At 73.5% G+C, this 15,738-nt stretch carries 13 protein-coding genes and 1 other RNA gene; 9 read left to right on the top strand and 5 right to left on the bottom strand.

The window, feature by feature from the left end; all coding sequences use genetic code 11:
* Positions 1–43: 43 nt before the first annotated feature.
* Both OOT42_RS13890 and OOT42_RS13885 read left to right on the top strand, forming a co-directional pair.
* Positions 44–1,588, top strand: a complete 1,545-nt coding sequence (locus OOT42_RS13890; protein ID WP_273651780.1) for a S1C family serine protease — start codon at positions 44–46, stop codon at positions 1,586–1,588.
* Between the two features lie 159 nt (positions 1,589–1,747).
* Positions 1,748–2,308, top strand: coding sequence for a GNAT family N-acetyltransferase (locus OOT42_RS13885; RefSeq protein ID WP_273651779.1), 561 nt, complete (start codon positions 1,748–1,750; stop codon positions 2,306–2,308).
* 31 nt (positions 2,309–2,339) lie between these two features.
* On the opposite strand, the gene OOT42_RS13880 is transcribed toward OOT42_RS13885, so the two are convergent.
* Positions 2,340–5,066 (bottom strand): helix-turn-helix transcriptional regulator, encoded by a 2,727-nt coding sequence (locus tag OOT42_RS13880; RefSeq protein ID WP_273651778.1) that lies wholly within the window; start codon positions 5,064–5,066, stop codon positions 2,340–2,342.
* Positions 5,067–5,179: 113 nt separating this feature from the next.
* Between OOT42_RS13880 and OOT42_RS13875 the strand changes: the two genes are divergently transcribed.
* Together OOT42_RS13875 and OOT42_RS13870 are read left to right on the top strand one after the other, a co-directional pair.
* A complete protein-coding gene (locus tag OOT42_RS13875; protein ID WP_273651777.1) occupies positions 5,180–6,268 on the top strand; it encodes a class I SAM-dependent methyltransferase in 1,089 nt (362 codons plus the stop codon).
* Positions 6,269–6,372: 104 nt separating this feature from the next.
* Positions 6,373–8,649 (top strand): alpha/beta fold hydrolase, encoded by a 2,277-nt coding sequence (locus OOT42_RS13870; protein WP_273651776.1) that lies wholly within the window; start codon positions 6,373–6,375, stop codon positions 8,647–8,649.
* Between the two features lie 40 nt (positions 8,650–8,689).
* Here OOT42_RS13870 and OOT42_RS13865 read toward each other — a convergent pair whose 3' ends face one another.
* Positions 8,690–9,607, bottom strand: coding sequence for a hypothetical protein (locus tag OOT42_RS13865; RefSeq protein WP_273651775.1), 918 nt, complete (start codon positions 9,605–9,607; stop codon positions 8,690–8,692).
* The gene (locus tag OOT42_RS13860) at positions 9,604–10,305 is read right to left on the bottom strand and encodes a DUF6318 family protein (RefSeq protein ID WP_273651774.1); all 702 of its coding nucleotides are present in this window, start codon (positions 10,303–10,305) and stop codon (positions 9,604–9,606) included. Before OOT42_RS13860 ends, OOT42_RS13865 begins: the two co-directional genes overlap by 4 nt.
* Positions 10,306–10,445: 140 nt before the next feature.
* On the opposite strand from OOT42_RS13860, the gene ssrA reads away from it, so the two are divergent.
* From ssrA to OOT42_RS13835, 5 genes are all read left to right on the top strand, one after another.
* Positions 10,446–10,814, top strand: a transfer-messenger RNA (tmRNA) gene (ssrA, locus tag OOT42_RS13855).
* Positions 10,815–11,040: 226 nt separating this feature from the next.
* Entirely contained in the window at positions 11,041–11,856 is an 816-nt protein-coding gene (locus OOT42_RS13850; RefSeq protein WP_273651773.1) for a GNAT family N-acetyltransferase, read from the top strand.
* A 10-nt stretch (positions 11,857–11,866) separates the two neighbouring features.
* Entirely contained in the window at positions 11,867–12,085 is a 219-nt protein-coding gene (locus OOT42_RS13845; protein WP_273651772.1) for a hypothetical protein, read from the top strand.
* Positions 12,086–12,233: 148 nt separating this feature from the next.
* The gene (locus OOT42_RS13840; protein ID WP_273651771.1) at positions 12,234–12,752 is read left to right on the top strand and encodes a helix-turn-helix domain-containing protein; all 519 of its coding nucleotides are present in this window, start codon (positions 12,234–12,236) and stop codon (positions 12,750–12,752) included.
* The gene (locus tag OOT42_RS13835; protein WP_273651770.1) at positions 12,752–13,318 is read left to right on the top strand and encodes a DUF6036 family nucleotidyltransferase; all 567 of its coding nucleotides are present in this window, start codon (positions 12,752–12,754) and stop codon (positions 13,316–13,318) included. The genes OOT42_RS13840 and OOT42_RS13835 overlap by 1 nt, the downstream gene beginning before the upstream one ends.
* 18 nt (positions 13,319–13,336) lie before the next feature.
* Here OOT42_RS13835 and poxB read toward each other — a convergent pair whose 3' ends face one another.
* Together poxB and OOT42_RS13825 are read right to left on the bottom strand one after the other, a co-directional pair.
* Positions 13,337–15,055: a ubiquinone-dependent pyruvate dehydrogenase gene (gene poxB, locus OOT42_RS13830; RefSeq protein WP_273651769.1), complete on the bottom strand. Its 1,719-nt coding sequence runs from the start codon at positions 15,053–15,055 to the stop codon at positions 13,337–13,339.
* 34 nt (positions 15,056–15,089) lie between these two features.
* Entirely contained in the window at positions 15,090–15,716 is a 627-nt protein-coding gene (locus OOT42_RS13825) for a TetR/AcrR family transcriptional regulator (protein WP_273651768.1), read from the bottom strand.
* Between the last annotated feature and the right edge of the window lie 22 nt (positions 15,717–15,738).

Below are 15,738 nucleotides of genomic sequence, written 5' to 3'. Positions count from 1 at the left end.
GTGGACCTCGACGACGAACGACGCGTGAGCCGAGGAGGACACGATGGACGACACGACGCGCACCGGCGGCACGCCCGAGGACGAGACGCCCCGCACCCGACCAGAGGCGACGACCGGGGGTGCCGACACGCCCGCGCACCCGGAGATGACGCCCGCGTCGGTCGAGCCGGCGACCACACCCGACGCGAGGTCGACCGAGGCGCTCCCGTCGACGCACCCGGCCGGCGCACCGACCCCCGCGCCCTCCGCGCCGCCGTACGGCCCCGGACCGGGCTACCCGACGGCGACCGCGGCCGGCCCGACCGGCCCGTACCCACCGGGTGCGAGCTTCGGGCCGTTCCGGGCGCAGCCGGTCGCAGCGGCACCCGCGGGGCCGCGGATCCCGAGGCCGCCGCTGAGCGTGCGGCGCGGTGCGGCCGCCGGGGTCGTCGGCGGCACCCTGGTGCTGGGGCTGCTCGTCGGCGGCGGCGCCGGGTGGGGCATCTCGAGCGTGCTCGACGGGAACGAGCGCACGCACGTCTCGGACGCGGAGTGGCCCGCGCGACCGTGGTCGGACGGCGATCGGCCCACGATGCCGGGCCTGCCGGACGGGCAGGCGCCGGACGGGCGGGTCGGCCCGGGGTCGGCGGACGGCGACGGTGACGGTGACGGCGCGGGCACGACGAGCGCGCAGACGGCGACGGCCGCGACCGACGCGCAGCAGGTCGGCGTCGTGACGATCGCCAGCACCCTCGGGTACCAGGGCGGCGAGTCGGCCGGGACGGGCATGGTCCTGACGAGCGACGGGCTGGTGCTCACGAACCACCACGTCGTCGAGGGCGCGACGGCCATCACTGTCACGGTCGAGTCGACGGGGCAGGCGTACGACGCGACGGTCGTCGGGTACGACGCGTCCGCGGACGTCGCGCTGCTGCAGCTCACCGGCGCGTCGGGGCTGGACACGGTCACGCTCGACGACGACGGTGGCGCCGGGGTCGGCGACGCGGTGACCGCCGTCGGCAACGCCGAGGGCACGGGCGACCTCGTCGCCGCGGCGGGCACGGTCAGCGGGACGGACGAGACGATGACGGCGGCGACGTCGTCGTCAGGCGGCTCCGAGACGTTGAGCGGGCTCCTGGAGTTCTCCGCGGCGGTGGTCGGCGGCGACTCGGGCGGTCCGGTGCTGGACGACGAGGGCGAGGTCGTCGGCATGACGACGGCCGCCTCCGTGGGCCGCACGGCGACGGTCGCGTACGCGATCGACATCGTGGACGCGGTCGCGGTCGTGCAGCAGATCGAGGCCGGCGACACGACCGGCGGCGTCGTCGTCGGCTACCCGGCGTTCCTCGGGATCGGTCTCGGAGCCGACGACGGGTCGGGCGCGCGTGTCGCGGGCGTCCTCGACGGGACCCCGGCGGCGACCGCCGGGCTGGCGGCCGGCGACGTCATCACCGCGGTCGACGGCACGCCCGTGACCAGCGCCGACGCGCTCGCGCAGGCGCTCGCCGGGCACGAGCCCGGCGACACGGTGACGCTCACGTGGACGGCGGCCGCGACGGGTGCCTCGACGCAGGCCGCGGTCACGCTGACGCAGGGCCCGGTCGGCTGACCGGAGCCGACCAGGGTCGACGGGAGCGCGACGGGGGACGACGGGCGGTGCCGCCGGAGGGGACGGCACCGCCCGTCGCCGTGTCCCGACCCGCACCCCGACGACGACGGGCCTGGTCGGCACCCCGCGCGTGTCGGATCGGGTCCCTAGCCTGGGGCGATGACGACCGACGTCCGGCCCGCGCACGGTCGCTTCGACGACTTCCGGCTCGTCGTCGGCACCAAGAGCCCGACGGCGGGCGGCTGCTGGTGCACGGCGTACCGCGACTCGTCGGTTCCGAACGACCAGCGGGCCGACTACATGCGGCAGCAGTGCGAGACGGAGCCCGGCCCCGGCGTCCTGCTGTACGTCGACGACGAGCCCGCGGGGTGGTGCTCGGTCGCGCCGCGCTCGACGTACCAGCGGCTGATGCGCTCGCGGACGATCCCGTTCGTCGACGACCGCGACCCGTGGAGCGTCGTGTGCTTCGTCGTGCGGCCGCCGTTCCGCAAGCGGGGCCTCATGCACGTCCTGCTCGCGGGGGCGGTCGAGCACGCGCGGGCGCACGGTGCGCAGGTCGTCGAGGGCTATCCGATCGAGGCGGGCGGCAGCCGGGTCGACGTCATCTCCGGGTACGTGGGGAGCGTCGAGCTGTTCGAGGCGGGCGGCTTCGAGGTCGTCGCGCCGACGACGGGACGGTCCGGGCACCGGCCGCGCGTCGTCGTCCGTCGCGAGCTGTGAGGCGCGAGTCGCGCGCGGCGAGCGGGCGGCGTCACGACCGGTCGACGAGGGCCGTCGCGAGGTCCGCGCGCGTCCGCACGCCGAGCTTCGTGTAGACGTTGCGCAGGTGGTACTCGATCGTCTTCGGACTGAGGAACAGCGCCGCGGCGGCCTCGCGCGTCGTGCGGCCGGCAGCGAGCGTGCGGGCGACCTGCAGCTCCTGCGGGGTGAGGTGGTCGAGGCCCGTGACGTCGCGCCGGTGGGCGGTCGCACCGGTCGCGCGCAGCTCGGCCACGGCCTGGTCCGCCCAGGGGGCGGCGCCGAGCGCGTCGAAGGTGGTGAGCGCCTCGCGCAGGTGCGTGCGGGCGTCGGTCCGACGACGGGCGCGTCGCAGCCGTGACCCGTACGCCAGCTGCGTGCGCGCGGTCTCGAAGACGTCGGGCGTGCGGGCGTTCGCGGCGAGCGCGGCGCCGAACCAGGTGTCGATCTCGGAGTCGGCGGCGACGAGCCCGCGCGCCCGGGCGGCGCGCGCGACCGACCACGGCTGGCCCTTCTCCTGCGCGCGCCGGGTCAGGTCGTCGACGAGCGGCACCGCGTCGTCGGTGCGGTCCAGCCGGACGAGAGCGTCGACCATGTCGGCCGCGGGCGAGACGTCGACGTCGCCGAAACCGAGCTCGACGAGCAGCTCGACGAGCCGGAGGTAGCGGTCGAGCGCCTCCTGCGCGTCGCCGGCCCCGAGCGCGAGGTCGCCGAGCGCCGCCATCGCCCAGGCGCGGAAGAACCCGAGGTGCAGTGTCGTCGCGAGGTCGAGCGCCTCGGTCGCGTGCGCGCGGCACGCGTCGGCCTCGCCCTGCCGGGCCTCCAACCAGGCGAGGCCGGCGAGCCCGGCAGCGAGGTCCGACGACTGCCCCGCCTCGCGCGCGAGCCCGACGCCCTCCGTGTAGGTGGCGGCGGCGTCGCTCCAGCGGTCCGTCGTGGCCTGGTCGCGCGCGACGTAGAACAGCAGCATCGGCAGCACGCCGAGGTCGGCCCGGCGACGCAGGTGCGCGACGACCGCCGGGATGACGGCCCGCGCGGTGCCCTCCTCGCGCAGGTAGAGCGGTCCGATGACGAGCCACGGCGCGAGCGCCGGGTCCTCGAGCAGCGCGGGGTCGTCGGCGACGTGGGCCGTCGCGTCGTGCAGGCGGTCCGGACCGCCCGCACCCGTGAGGATGTCCGCGACGCCGACCGCCATCGACCCGAGCCAGCGCGCGCGGTCCGTGCGCAGGTCGGGCAGGAGGCGCTCGACGTGCCGGCCGACGTCCGCCGCGGTCGCCATGTCCCCGGCGAACTGCGCGGCGAGCACACCCTCCGCGAGCAGGGGGACGGCCGTGTCGGGGTCGTCGGCGCTCGACCCGGCCGCGACGAGCACGTCCCGCGCCCGCTCGACCGACCCCGTCCGCGCGGTCACCGCGCCCTCGAGCGCCGCGGCGCGCAGGACCAGGTCAGGGGTGCGGGGGAAGGACGAGGACGCCGCGAGCAGGTCGAGCGCGGTCTCCGCCTGTCCGGCCCGCCACGCGGACTCGGCGGCGGTGACGAGCCGTCGTGCACGATCGGCGACGTCGGGTGTCAGGGTCGCGGCGCGCTCGAACCCCGCGGCGGCGACCGCGTGCGCCCCGCGGTCCCGCGCCGCCGTCGCCGCAGCGTCGAGGGTCGTCGCGACGTCCTCGTCGGGAGCCGTCGTCGCCTCGCCCAGGTGCCACGCGCGCCGGTCCAGCGCGCCGGGCGGGACGACCGCCGCCAGCGCGCGGTGCACCTCACGACGCTCCGCGGGCGTCGCCTCCGTCCAGACCGCCGAGCGCACGAGGTCGTGCCGGAACGTCACGCGCCCGGCGTCGACGGAGACGAGCCCCTTCGCCGCGGCCTCGTCGAGGTCGGACGCGTCGACGCCGAGCAAGGTGCACGCGGCCGCCGTCGCCGCCGGGTCGCCCGCCGCCGCCGAGGCGACGAGCAGCGCGGTCCGCGCCCGGGTCGACAGGGCGTCGGCGCGGGCCGCGAACGCGCGGGCCAGCGACGCGGGCACGGGGATCGGGGCGCCGTCGGGCAGCGCACCGAGCGTGCCGTCGTCGGGCAGCTCGAGCAGCGCGAGCGGGTTCCCGCCCGTGGCCGCGAGCAACCGGGAGCGGTCGGGTGCCGAGAGGCGACGCCCCGCGCTGCGCAGGAGCGCGTCGGCGTCGTCGTCGGGAAGACCGGCGAGCGTCAGCGTCGGAAGACCCGCCTCGACGACGGTCGACGGTTGCCCGGCGCGGACCGCCAGCAGGACGACGACCGGGTCGGCGGTCAGCCGGCGGGCCGCGAACGTCAGGGCGTGCGCCGTCGGCGGGTCCAGCAGGTGCGCGTCGTCCACGACGAGCGCCAGCGGTGCGTCCTCCGCCGCCCGGCTCAGCAGCCCCAGCACGCCCGCGCCGACGGCGAACCGCTCGCCGGCCGACCCCGGTCGTAGCGCGAGCGCCGCGCCGAGCGCGTCCGCCTGCGGCGCGGGCAGCCCGTCGAGATGGTCGAGGACCGGCCGCAGGAGCTGCAGGAGCCCGCCGAACGGGACGTCACGCTCGCCGACGACCCCCTGCGCGCGCAGCGTCGTCATGCCGTGCGCGGCCGCGTCCTCGGCGGCGTCGTGCAGCAGCGCCGACTTGCCGATCCCGGCCTCACCGACGACGACGAGCGTGCCGCCCTGCCCGACGCGCGCGCCGGCCGCCAGGGAACGGATCACCTGGCGCTCGTGCTCGCGGCCGACCAGCACCGTCCCACTCTAGGGAGGCCCCAGGGGGACCCCCTGATGCGACGCGGTCGTGCGCCCCGCGAGTCTCGGACTCGGACATTCCGTCCACGACGTCCCGATCAAGGAGTACCACCGTGACCCTCCAGGCCGATGCGCCGCAGCGCACCCTCGACCCCGACAAGCTCATGTCCTTCGTGTTCCGTGCCGTCGACGAGGTCGGTGCGACCCTCAACACCGCGCTCGTCGTCATGGGCGACAAGCTCGGCTACTACCGCACGATGGCCGACGGCGAGCCGATCACCCCGGCGTCGCTCGCCGAGCGCACCGCGACAGCCGAGCCGTACGCGCGGGAGTGGCTGTCCGCGCAGGCCGCCGGCGGCTACGTCGAGTACGACCCGGCGACGCGCCGCTACACCCTGCCCGCCGAGCACGCCGCCGCGCTCGCCGACCCGACGAGCCCCGCGTACCTGCCCGGGTTCTTCCAGCTCGCCGCAGGCACCGTCCGCGACGCGCCCGACATCCTCACCGCCGCGACCGACGGCGACGGGCTCGGGTGGCACGCGCACAACGGCGACGTGCACCACGGGTGCGAGCGGTTCTTCCGGACGATGTACAACGGGCACCTGCTGAACGAGTGGCTGCCCGCGCTCGACGGCGTCGTCGAGAAGCTGACGGCGGGGGCGCGCGTCGCGGACGTCGGCTGCGGGCACGGCGCCTCGACGATCCTCATGGCGCTGGCGTTCCCGCGCTCGACGTTCGTCGGGTCGGACTACCACGCGGCGTCCATCGCCGTCGCGCGGGCGCGGGCCGAGGAGGCCGGGGTGGCTGACCGCGTGACGTTCGAGGTCGCGTCGGCGACCGAGTTCACCGGGCAGGGGTTCGACCTCGTGGCGATGTTCGACTGCCTGCACGACATGGGCGACCCCGTCGGCGCCGCGCGCTACGTCCGCCAGGCGCTCGCCGACGACGGCACCTGGATGGTCGTCGAGCCCAAGGCCGGCGACCGCGTCGAGGACAACCTCAACCCCGTCGGGCGCACCTACTACGGCTTCTCGACGCTGCTGTGCACGCCCGCGTCGCTGTCGCAGGACGTCGGCCTCGCGCTCGGCACGCAGGCGGGTCCCGCGAAGATCCGCGACGTCGCGACCGCGGGCGGGTTCAGCGGCTCGTTCCGGACCGCGGCCGCGACGCCGTTCAACAACGTGTTCGAGATCCGGCCGTGAGCAGTCCGCGAGCCTCGCGCGCGTCGCGTGCGCCCCGGGCCGCGGGTGCGGTCGGTCCGGGGCGAGGGGGTGACCTGGGGGCCGTGGCGGCGCAGACTGCGTCTGTGAGCCACGGCTCCCGGGCCACGCCCGAGCCCTCGTCGTCGGCGTCGCGTCCTGCGCCCGGCGATGCGACCCTGCCGCGGGTTCACCACCCGAGCCGGTCGGCCGACCCGGACGTCGAGGGCGTCGCGACGCGCGGCGACGTGCGGATCTCGTGGGCCGTGTACGGCGACCACCACGACGCGTCCGTCCCGACCGTGGTGCTCGTGCCGACGTGGTCGATCGTGCCGTCGCGGTTCTGGAAGCTGCAGGTCGGCTACCTCGCCCGGCACTTCCGCGTCGTCACCTTCGACGGGCGAGGGAGCGGCGCGTCCTCGCGACCCGTCGGCGCCGCCGCCTACACCGACGCCGAGTACGCCGCCGACCTGCTCGCCGTCCTCGACGCGACCTCGACGTCCGCGCCCGTGCTGGTGACCTTGTCGTGCGGCGCCGCGTGGGCCGTCCACCACGCCGCCCGGCACCCGTCGCGGGTCAGTGGCATCGTCGCGATCGCCCCGTCGTGCGGGCTCGACGTCCGCACTCCCGACCGCGACCACGTGCCGTGGCACGAGCCGCTCGACACGACGGACGGCTGGGCGAAGTACAACAAGCACTACTGGCTCGGCGGCGGGTACGACGACTTCGTCGACTTCTTCTTCCGCCGCATGTTCCCCGAGCCCCACTCGACGAAGCAGATCGAGGACTGCGTCGGGTGGGCGCACGAGATCACGCCGCAGGTGCTCGCCGACACCACCGCCGGGCGGCTCGGTTGCGACGGTGCCGTGTGCGAGTCGCTCGTGCCGCTCACGGCCGCCGTGACCTGCCCGGTGCTCGTCGTGCACGGGTCCGACGACCGGATCCGGCCGCTCGCGTTCGGCGAGCGGCTCGCCGAGCTGACCCGCGGTTCGCTCGTCGTCCTCGACGGTGCCGGTCACGGGCCTCCCGCGCGCGACCCCGTCCGGACCAACCACCTGATCCGCTCGTTCGTCGAGCGCGTGGCGGGCCCGTCCGGTGCGCCGCCCGTCGACGGGCCCACGCCGCTGCCCGCGGCCGGCACCGTGTCGCGCCGCACCTGGACGCGTGCGCGCAACCGTCCGAAGCGTGCGCTCTACCTGTCGTCGCCCATCGGCCTCGGGCACGCGCAGCGCGACGTCGCGATCGCCGCCGCCCTGCGCGAACGACGGCCCGACCTCCAGGTCGACTGGCTCGCGCAGCACCCCGTCACCCGGGTCCTCCAGCAGCACGGCGAGCGTGTGCACCCCGCATCCGCGTGGCTGCGCAACGAGTCCGGGCACGTCGAGCACGAGGCCGGCGAGCACGACCTGCACGCCTTCCAGGCGATCCGCCGCATGGACGAGATCCTCGTGCACAACTTCATGGTGTTCTCCGACGTCGTCGAGTCCGGCGACTACGACCTCGTCGTGGGCGACGAGGCGTGGGACGTCGACTACTTCCTCCACGAGAACCCGGAGCTCAAGCGCTTCGCGTTCGCGTGGATGACCGACTTCGTCGGCTGGCTGCCGATGCCCGACGGGGGAGCCCACGAGGCCGCGCTCACCGCCGACTACAACGCCGAGATGATCGAGCAACGTGCTCGCTTCAGGCGGGTACGTGACAGGTCGGTGTTCGTCGGCTCGCTCGACGACGTCGTCGACCAGCCCTTCGGCCCGGACCTCCCGTCGATCCGCTCCTGGACCGCCGACAACTTCTCCTTCGCGGGCTACGTGACGGGCTTCGACCCGGTCGCGGCCGCTGCCGAGGCGCCCGCCGTACGCGCGTCGCTCGGTGTCGCCCCCGACGAGCGGCTGTGCGTCGTCACCGTCGGCGGCTCGGGCGTCGGCGGGCCGATGCTGCAGCGTGTGCTCGACGCAGTCCCTGCCGCCCGGTCGCTCGCCCCCGACCTGCGCTTCGTGGTGGTCGCCGGACCGCGGATCGACCCGTCGTCGTTGCCCGTGCCGTCCGGAGCGACCGTCCTCGGGTACGTCCCCGACCTGTACCGGCTGTCCGCCGCGTGCGACGTCGCCGTCGTGCAGGGCGGGCTCACGACCTGCATGGAGCTCACCGCGCTGCGCAAGCCCTTCGTCTACGTCCCGCTCCGCCACCACTTCGAGCAGACCTTCCACGTCCGCGCGCGACTCGACCGCTACGAGGCCGGCCGCCACCTGCCCTACGCGGAGGCCGTCGACCCTGACGGGCTCGCCGAGGCGATCGCCAAGGAAGCCCGTCGCGAGGTGGCCTACCGCCCGGTCGAGACCGACGGCGCCGCCCGCGCCGCCGACCTCCTCGCCGACCTCGTCTGACCGCCGGGCTCGCATGTCCGACGCCGGCCGGGGTCGCGCGTCAGCAGTCGTCGGGTTTGGGGATGTCGGTGCACAGGTCGTCGACCAGTCGGGACCGGCGCTCCTCGACGGTGAACGGGGCGCTCGTGGTCGAGGTCGTCGCCGTGCCGTTGACGTCGCGCCACACCGTCGTTCCGTCGACCCGGTAGCGGCCCTTCCACGTCGTGGTCAGCGTGACCTGGACCGTGCCGAGCCGCTCGTAGAAGTGGTAGGTGTCGTGGTTCGGCCACTCGTGCCCGGGACTGGTGGTGACGAGGTCCGTCGATCCGTCGCCGAAGTCGTACCGGTAGGTCGCCGGGCTCGCGATGACGTCGACCCCGTACCCGAGCAGGTCGGTGCGCAACGTCTGCTCCGCGGGATCGGTCATGACGATCGTCTCCTTGTTGACCAGCACCCACCCCCGATCTGGCTGCAACCGCAGCACCGGCGCCGCCAACGGCAACCGCCGGAAGTCCGCCGCCGTCATCGTCGGCACGGCATCCTCAGGACACGAATACCCGTACGCGAAGGTCCACGCGGCTGGCCACGGGTCCGTGGGCTCCTGCCGAGTCTGACGCCAGAGGGGTAGCACCGGCGGCCCGTCGACGCATGCCGGGATCGGAACCGTTGTGTTCGACGGCCCGCAAGCGACTCTGCCGTCGCCATCAGTGTCGCCTTCTCCGAACACGTCGTCGGCGTCGCCCATTTCCAGGTCGCCGCCCGTCGCCATGTTGCACATCGGTGCGCGCACATATCTTGTGGTCGCCACGGCAGGGTTGCCGGAACGAGCGCGCTGCATCTCTTGTGCGGCCTCGAACGCATTCATGATGAGGCTCGAGCCTTCGGCGCGGTCGTCGATCTCGAGGGCGCCCGCCGAAGGACACGACGCGACGACCAGGATCGCGGCCACCGCCACTGAAGCGGCTGCGGTACGAGTCACGCGATGACCTCGTACGACACCTCACGAACCGTCCAGGCTCCGCCTTCGTGAAGGACCACGGCGTCGATCGTGTAGGTGTGACCGGGGTAGGTCTTGAGGGTGACGCCAAACTTGTCGACCTCGGACGACGGTGCCTCGACCAGCGTGAGACGCAGCGCGTACCAGTTGCCCACGACGACCTCGGACCCGGACTGGTCGGAAATCGTGTATCCCCCACCGACCGACCGGTCGCCCCTGGACGTGAGCTCTTCGATTCCGGAAGTCATGCTCTCGCAGAACACGCACTCCGGGTGGCTCATCGCCTTCGCCTCGGAGACGTCGCCAGCCTGCTGCGAATAGGGGAGCAGCTGCAGCCAGTACGTCAAGACCGCTTGCGCCGACTCGACACTCGGCGAGCCGTCGAGTGCGGCCGGGCGATCGGGCTTCACGCCGTCCGCGAGTGCGGGGATCGTGCTCGGCCTTGCCGGAGACGGGGTGGGGGTGGTGGGCGCCGGCGTGTCGGTCGGCGTCGTCGACGGGCTCGGACTGCCGGACGGGTCGGCTTGCGCAGCCCCAGGCGTGCAGCCGGCCAGGCCGAGGGTGGCGAGTAAGGCGATCGCGGCCCAGACGGCCGTGCTGGTGCGGCCGTGCCCCCTTGCGCGGTTCGACATGGGGCCGAACGTAGTCGAATCGGACATACCGGCGTCGTCGTCATCCACAGCCCGGGCATCATCGCGCCGCAGTGTCGTCGGCGGGGCTGGGGACGGGAATCAGTGCGACGAGGGCGGTGTTGGGGCAGTAGGCTGGACCGTGCCGCTCCGCAGGTGAGCCTCGGGTCGGCAGCTTGAAAACTGAACATGGGGGTGATCGGTTTCGACGGTGATCGTCGAGCCAGGAGAAGCGGGTCGAGGACGCACGGTTATCTCGTCAACGCTCCGTGCAAATCATAGGTGCCGATAACAAGCGCACCGACTTCGCCCTCGCCGCCTGAGCGAGCCTCGAAGTCCGTCGGCCTAAGTACGCTCTCGACTTAGTTCCCGGCGTCATCTAGAGAGCCACTGCTGATCCTCATCGTCAGTGTGAGGATCGGGACTTCTAGCTGACTGGGCCTGTCCACCTTCTCGTCCGTGGGAGTGGTGGAGGCCGAGAAAATCCATCACGGACTGCACCCGGAGAATCCCTGGTTCCACGTCATCGGACGCGGGTTCGATTCCCGCCACCTCCACTCTCGGGACCTGCGCACGCAGGTCTCCCACGAAGGCAGCCGTCGATCGCGACGGCTGCCTTCGTGCGTTCCGGGGGCCCGCAGACGGGGCGCCGGTGATCGCGAGGTCCGGCCTTTCGTCCCGGCTCGCGAGGCGGTGCCGGTCAGTAGCGTCGACGCGGCGGTGGTGGAGCGGTGCGGCGCACCGGCGCTCGCCCCTGACCGACGCCCGCTCCCGGAGGCTCACGCTATGGACGCGCTGCGTGACGAGGCGCTCGACGCGCTCGACACGGTCCCGCTCAACACGATGTTCGCGGCGGCGGCGCTCGACGCCGGTGCGCCGCTCTGGGCGGACCGGGCGGTCGGCGCGCAAGCGTTCCACGTCGTGCACCGCTACGGGATGTCGTTCGTCTGGGGCCCGGCGGTCGGCGACGCGTTCTCGCTCGTCGTGGCCCACCTCGCGGCTCGGCGCTCGGGTGAGGAGTGGTTGCAGGTCGAGCCGCGCTGGTCGGGGCTCGACTGGGAGGGCGCGGTGGGCGCGCAAGCGGGCTGCGGCGATGCGGGACCGGCGCGAACAGTCACCGTGGCGCGGCACGCGCGGGTGGGCTTCGTGTTCGACGCCGGCGCGTTCGCGGCCCGTCGAGACGTGCTCGTGTCGCCGGAGGGCTGGGAGGCGCGACGTGCGACGGCGGCGGACTTCGGGTGGCCGGGCTCGGTCGTGCCGAGCCTGTTCTGGCCGGACGCGACCACCTTCCTCGCCGCCGGCGGAGGGGTCGTGCTCGAGAGTGGGGACGGCATCGGGGCGATGGCGTTCGCGTCGTACCGCCGCGGTGACCGGCTGGAGATCGGGATCGAGACGGCGGACCCGTGGCGGCGCCGGGGTCTGGCGGTGGCTGCCGCGGCAGCGATGATCGGGTCGACGCTGGCCGACGGGGTGACGCCGGTGTGGTCGTGCCGGGACGGCAATGTCGGCTCGTACCGTCTGGCCTGCTCGGTGGGGTTCCGGCCGACCACCCGCACGCCGTACTTCCACCTCCTCGCGCCCGACCTCGGCGTTCGTGTGTGACTGTGGGCCGATGACGACGTGGCGGCTGTCGGTCGACGGGCACGAGTGGCTCGTCCGGGACCGCTCGGGCGCTCCCGGTGCCTACGACTTCGACTGGCTCACCGGGCCAGACGGCTACGGGTTCTCGATGGGCTCGTCGAACGGCACCGCGTTCGACGAGGCCGCCATGCGGACGGCGATCGCCGGGTTCCTCGCGGAGGTCGACCCCGAGACCGGGTACCTGGACTGACCGGCGCGGCATGTCGCGTGGGCGGCAGCTCGGCGAGCGGGATGTCCGAGTCGGCGGGAAGGGGACGGTTGACGGCCCCACCGGCAAGTCGACAGTAGAACCTGCGTATCACCTGGAGACTATAGCCCCCAGTGCTATACTCGACCGCATGGGCGAGCGCGGGAACCTGTTGCGGGACGTCATGGTCGGGTCCGGGACGACTCAGTCGGAGCTGTCTCGGGTCAGCGGTGTGCGTCAGCCGAGCATCAGCAACTTCGTCTCCGGCAAGATCGAGCTCAGCGACGAGATGCTCGATCGGCTGCTGTCGTGCATGGGGTATCGGCTCGAGGTCGTCCGCCGACCGGTACCGCCCGTGCTCACGCGCTCAGAGCGGCGCTCCTGGCTGCTGCACCGCACCCTCTCCGGAGAGCTGACGTCCCAAAGCCTGGGCGAGTGGACTCCGACGATCGAGGGGAACCTGCGGCGCCTTCGTCAGAGCGTGACAGGCGAGCCGCACGAGCGGAACCTGACGCGGTGGTCGGAACTCGTGCGCGAGCACGACGTGAACGGGCTGCATCGCGTGATGACTGGGCTGGATCGACTCTCCATCGAGATGCGGGAGGTGTCGCCGCTCAGCGGGCTGCTCTCGGACGCGGCACGTCGGGCGGCCCTCGCCGGTGCCGCCTGATGCGCCGCGACCAGCTCGAGCACGCCATCCGCGCCTCGTGCCAGATCATCGGCCGGCCGGAGGTCATCGTGGTGGGATCGCAGTCGATCCTGGGGACCTTCCGAGACGACGCTCTCCCGGCAGGGGCGACGATGTCGGTCGAGGTCGACATCCTCCCGATCGCCGACGGCAACGACGAGACGGCACGCCTCGCCGACCTCATCGAAGGGGTCGCGGGCGAGTTCTCGCCCTTCGAGCAGCTGCACGGATTCAGCATCGACGGCGTCGATCTGGAGACCACGGTCCTGCCGGAGGGCTGGCGCGGACGTCTCGTGAAGGTGCAGAACGCCAACACGGCGGCTCCGAGCGGTGAGCCGAGGTTCACCGGCTGGTGTCTCGACAAGGAGGACCTCTGCGTCGCGAAGCTCGTCGCTTTCCGGGAGAAGGACCGGAACTTCGTCGACGCCCTGCTGGAGGCGGGCCTCGTCGATCGCGCCGTCGTCACGACGCGGCTCGTGACCCTCCCTGAGCGGTTCCGTGAGGCCGCCCGACGCGCGGCGGCCTGGCTGGACGCCGCGACGTCGTGACCCCGAGTCCGGCGTCGGTCAGAACACCTGGCGGAGGTTGGCGCGGGTGAGGTCGAGGAGCTCGTCGCCGCGGCCGGACAGCAGCGTGCGCAGGGCGTAGAGCGCGAAGCCCTTGGCCTGGTCGAGCTTGACCGACGGCGGGATGGTGAGCTCCTGACGCTCGGTGACGACGTCGATGAGCGCGGGGCCGTCGTAGGCGAATGCCTCGGCCAGCGCACCGTGCAGGTCGGCGGACGCGTCGACGCGGAACGCCTTCAGCCCGGCGGCCTCGGCGATGGCGGCGAAGCTCGGGTTCTCCAGGCCGGTGGCGTTGGTGACGAAGCCCGCGGCCTTCATCTCGAGCTCGACGAAGTTGAGCGACGCGTTGTTGAACACGACGACCTTCACGGGCAGGCGGTTCTGGGTGAGGGTCAGGAGCTCGCCGAGGAGCATCGCGACGCCGCCGTCGCCGGACAGCGCGACGACCTGGCGGCCGGTCGCGGCGGCGGCGCCGACGGCCTGGGGGAGCGCGTTCGCCATCGAGCCGTGGATGAACGAGCCGATGAGCGAGCGGCGGCCGTTCATGCGCAGGTAGCGGGCGGCCCAGATGACGGGAGAGCCGACGTCGGGGATGAAGACGGCGTCGTCGGCGGCGAGCTCGTCGATCACGCGAGCGACGTACTGCGGGTGCAGCGGCTGGGTGCCCTTGCGCGGGGTGGCGAGGTCGTCGAGCTTGGTGCGCGTCTTGGCGTAGTGGCCGAGGGCCTCGTCGAGGTGCTCGCGGTCGGCCTGCTGCGGGAGGAGCGGGAGCAGGGCGTCGACGGTCTCGGCGACGTCGCCGACGAGGCCGAGCGCGAGCGGGGTGCGGCGGCCGAGGTGCTCGCCGCGCAGGTCGATCTGGACGACCTTCGCCTTCTCGGGGATGAAGGCGCGGTAGGGGAAGTCGGTGCCGAGCATGATCAGGGTGTCGGCGGCCTCCATCGCCTTGTAGCCGGACGCGAAGCCGAGCAGGCCGGTCATGCCGACGTCGTAGGGGTTGTCGTGCTCGACGAACTGCTTGGACCGCAGCGTGTGGACGACGGGCGCGGCGAGCTTCCCGGCGAGCGCGACGACCTGGTCGTGGGCGTGCTCGGCCCCGGCTCCCGCGAGGATCGTCACGCGCTTGGCGTCGCTCAGGAGCGCGGCCGCCTCGTCGAGCTCGGACGATGACGGCAGCACGCGCGGACGCGTCGCGCGGACCGGGGTGGCGGTGGTGTCGAGCGCCTCGGCGAGGGCGATGTCGCCGGGGATGACGACGACGGCGACGCCGCGCTTCTCGAGCGCGGTCTGGATCGCGGTGCGCAGGATGCGCGGCATCTGGGTCGGCGACGAGACGTACTCGGAGTAGACGGACGCCTCGCGGAACAGCTCCTGCGGGTGCGTCTCCTGGAAGTAGCCGCTGCCGATCTCCTCGGTGGGGATGTGCGCGGCGATCGCGAGGACGGGCACGCGTGAGCGCTGCGCGTCGTAGAGGCCGTTGATGAGGTGCAGGTTGCCCGGTCCGGCGCTGCCGACGGCGACGGCGAGCTCGCCGGTCAGGGCGGCCTCGGCGCCCGCGGCGAACGCGGCGGCCTCCTCGTGGCGGACGTGCACCCAGTCGATGCCCGAGCCGCGCAGCGCGTCGGTGAAGCCGTTGAGCGAGTCCCCGGGGATGCCGTAGACGCGCTTCACGCCGGTGGCGACGAGGGTGTCGACGATGGTCTTGGCGACGGTGGTCATGGTCCTTCTCTCGGGTGGTGGTGTCGTCGCGAAGTCAGGACGCGGCGGGGGGTGCGGTGGTCGGTGGGGCGACGGCGGGCCAGACGAGGTCGCAGACCTGGCGGGCGAGGTCGTCGTCGAGCGGGGCGTGGCCCCAGACGAGCCGGTGGTAGACGGGGGCGAAGAGGACGTCGACCACGAGGGTGGTGTCGACGTCGGGGCGGACGCGCCCCTGCTGGACGCCGCGCTCCAGGTGGTGGGCCGCGGTCGCGCGACGCGGTTCGAGCCAGCGTTCGAGCATCGCGACGCCGACCGCGCGGTCGCTCGCGGCCGCCGCGAGGAGCTGACGGACGAGCTGCCCGGCGGGGGTGTCCCGCAGCAGCGTGACGAGGGCGTCGACCTGGAGCGTCAGCGCCTCGCGGACGGGCAGCGTGTCGTCGAACTCGATGCTCTCGTGGAACCGGTCGAGCAGTCCCTCGGCGAGCACCGCGGCCGGTGACGGCCACCACTTGTAGATCGTCGTCCGGGAGACGCCGGCGCGCGACGCGACGGCGTCGATCGTCGGCACCCGGCCGCCTGCGAGCGCGAGGTCCGTGGCGGCGTCGAGGATCGCGTGGCGGGTGCGCTCCGAGCGGGGACGGCCCGCTCGGGGAGGCGTCGTATTACTGGACACGCTGTCCACTATAGGCACGTCGTGACGCCCG

This window comes from Cellulomonas fimi (assembly GCF_028583725.1).
Classification (GTDB): domain Bacteria; phylum Actinomycetota; class Actinomycetes; order Actinomycetales; family Cellulomonadaceae; genus Cellulomonas; species Cellulomonas fimi_B.
Note: the sequence above shows the minus strand (reverse complement) of the source record. Positions and strands in the feature narration are given on the sequence as shown.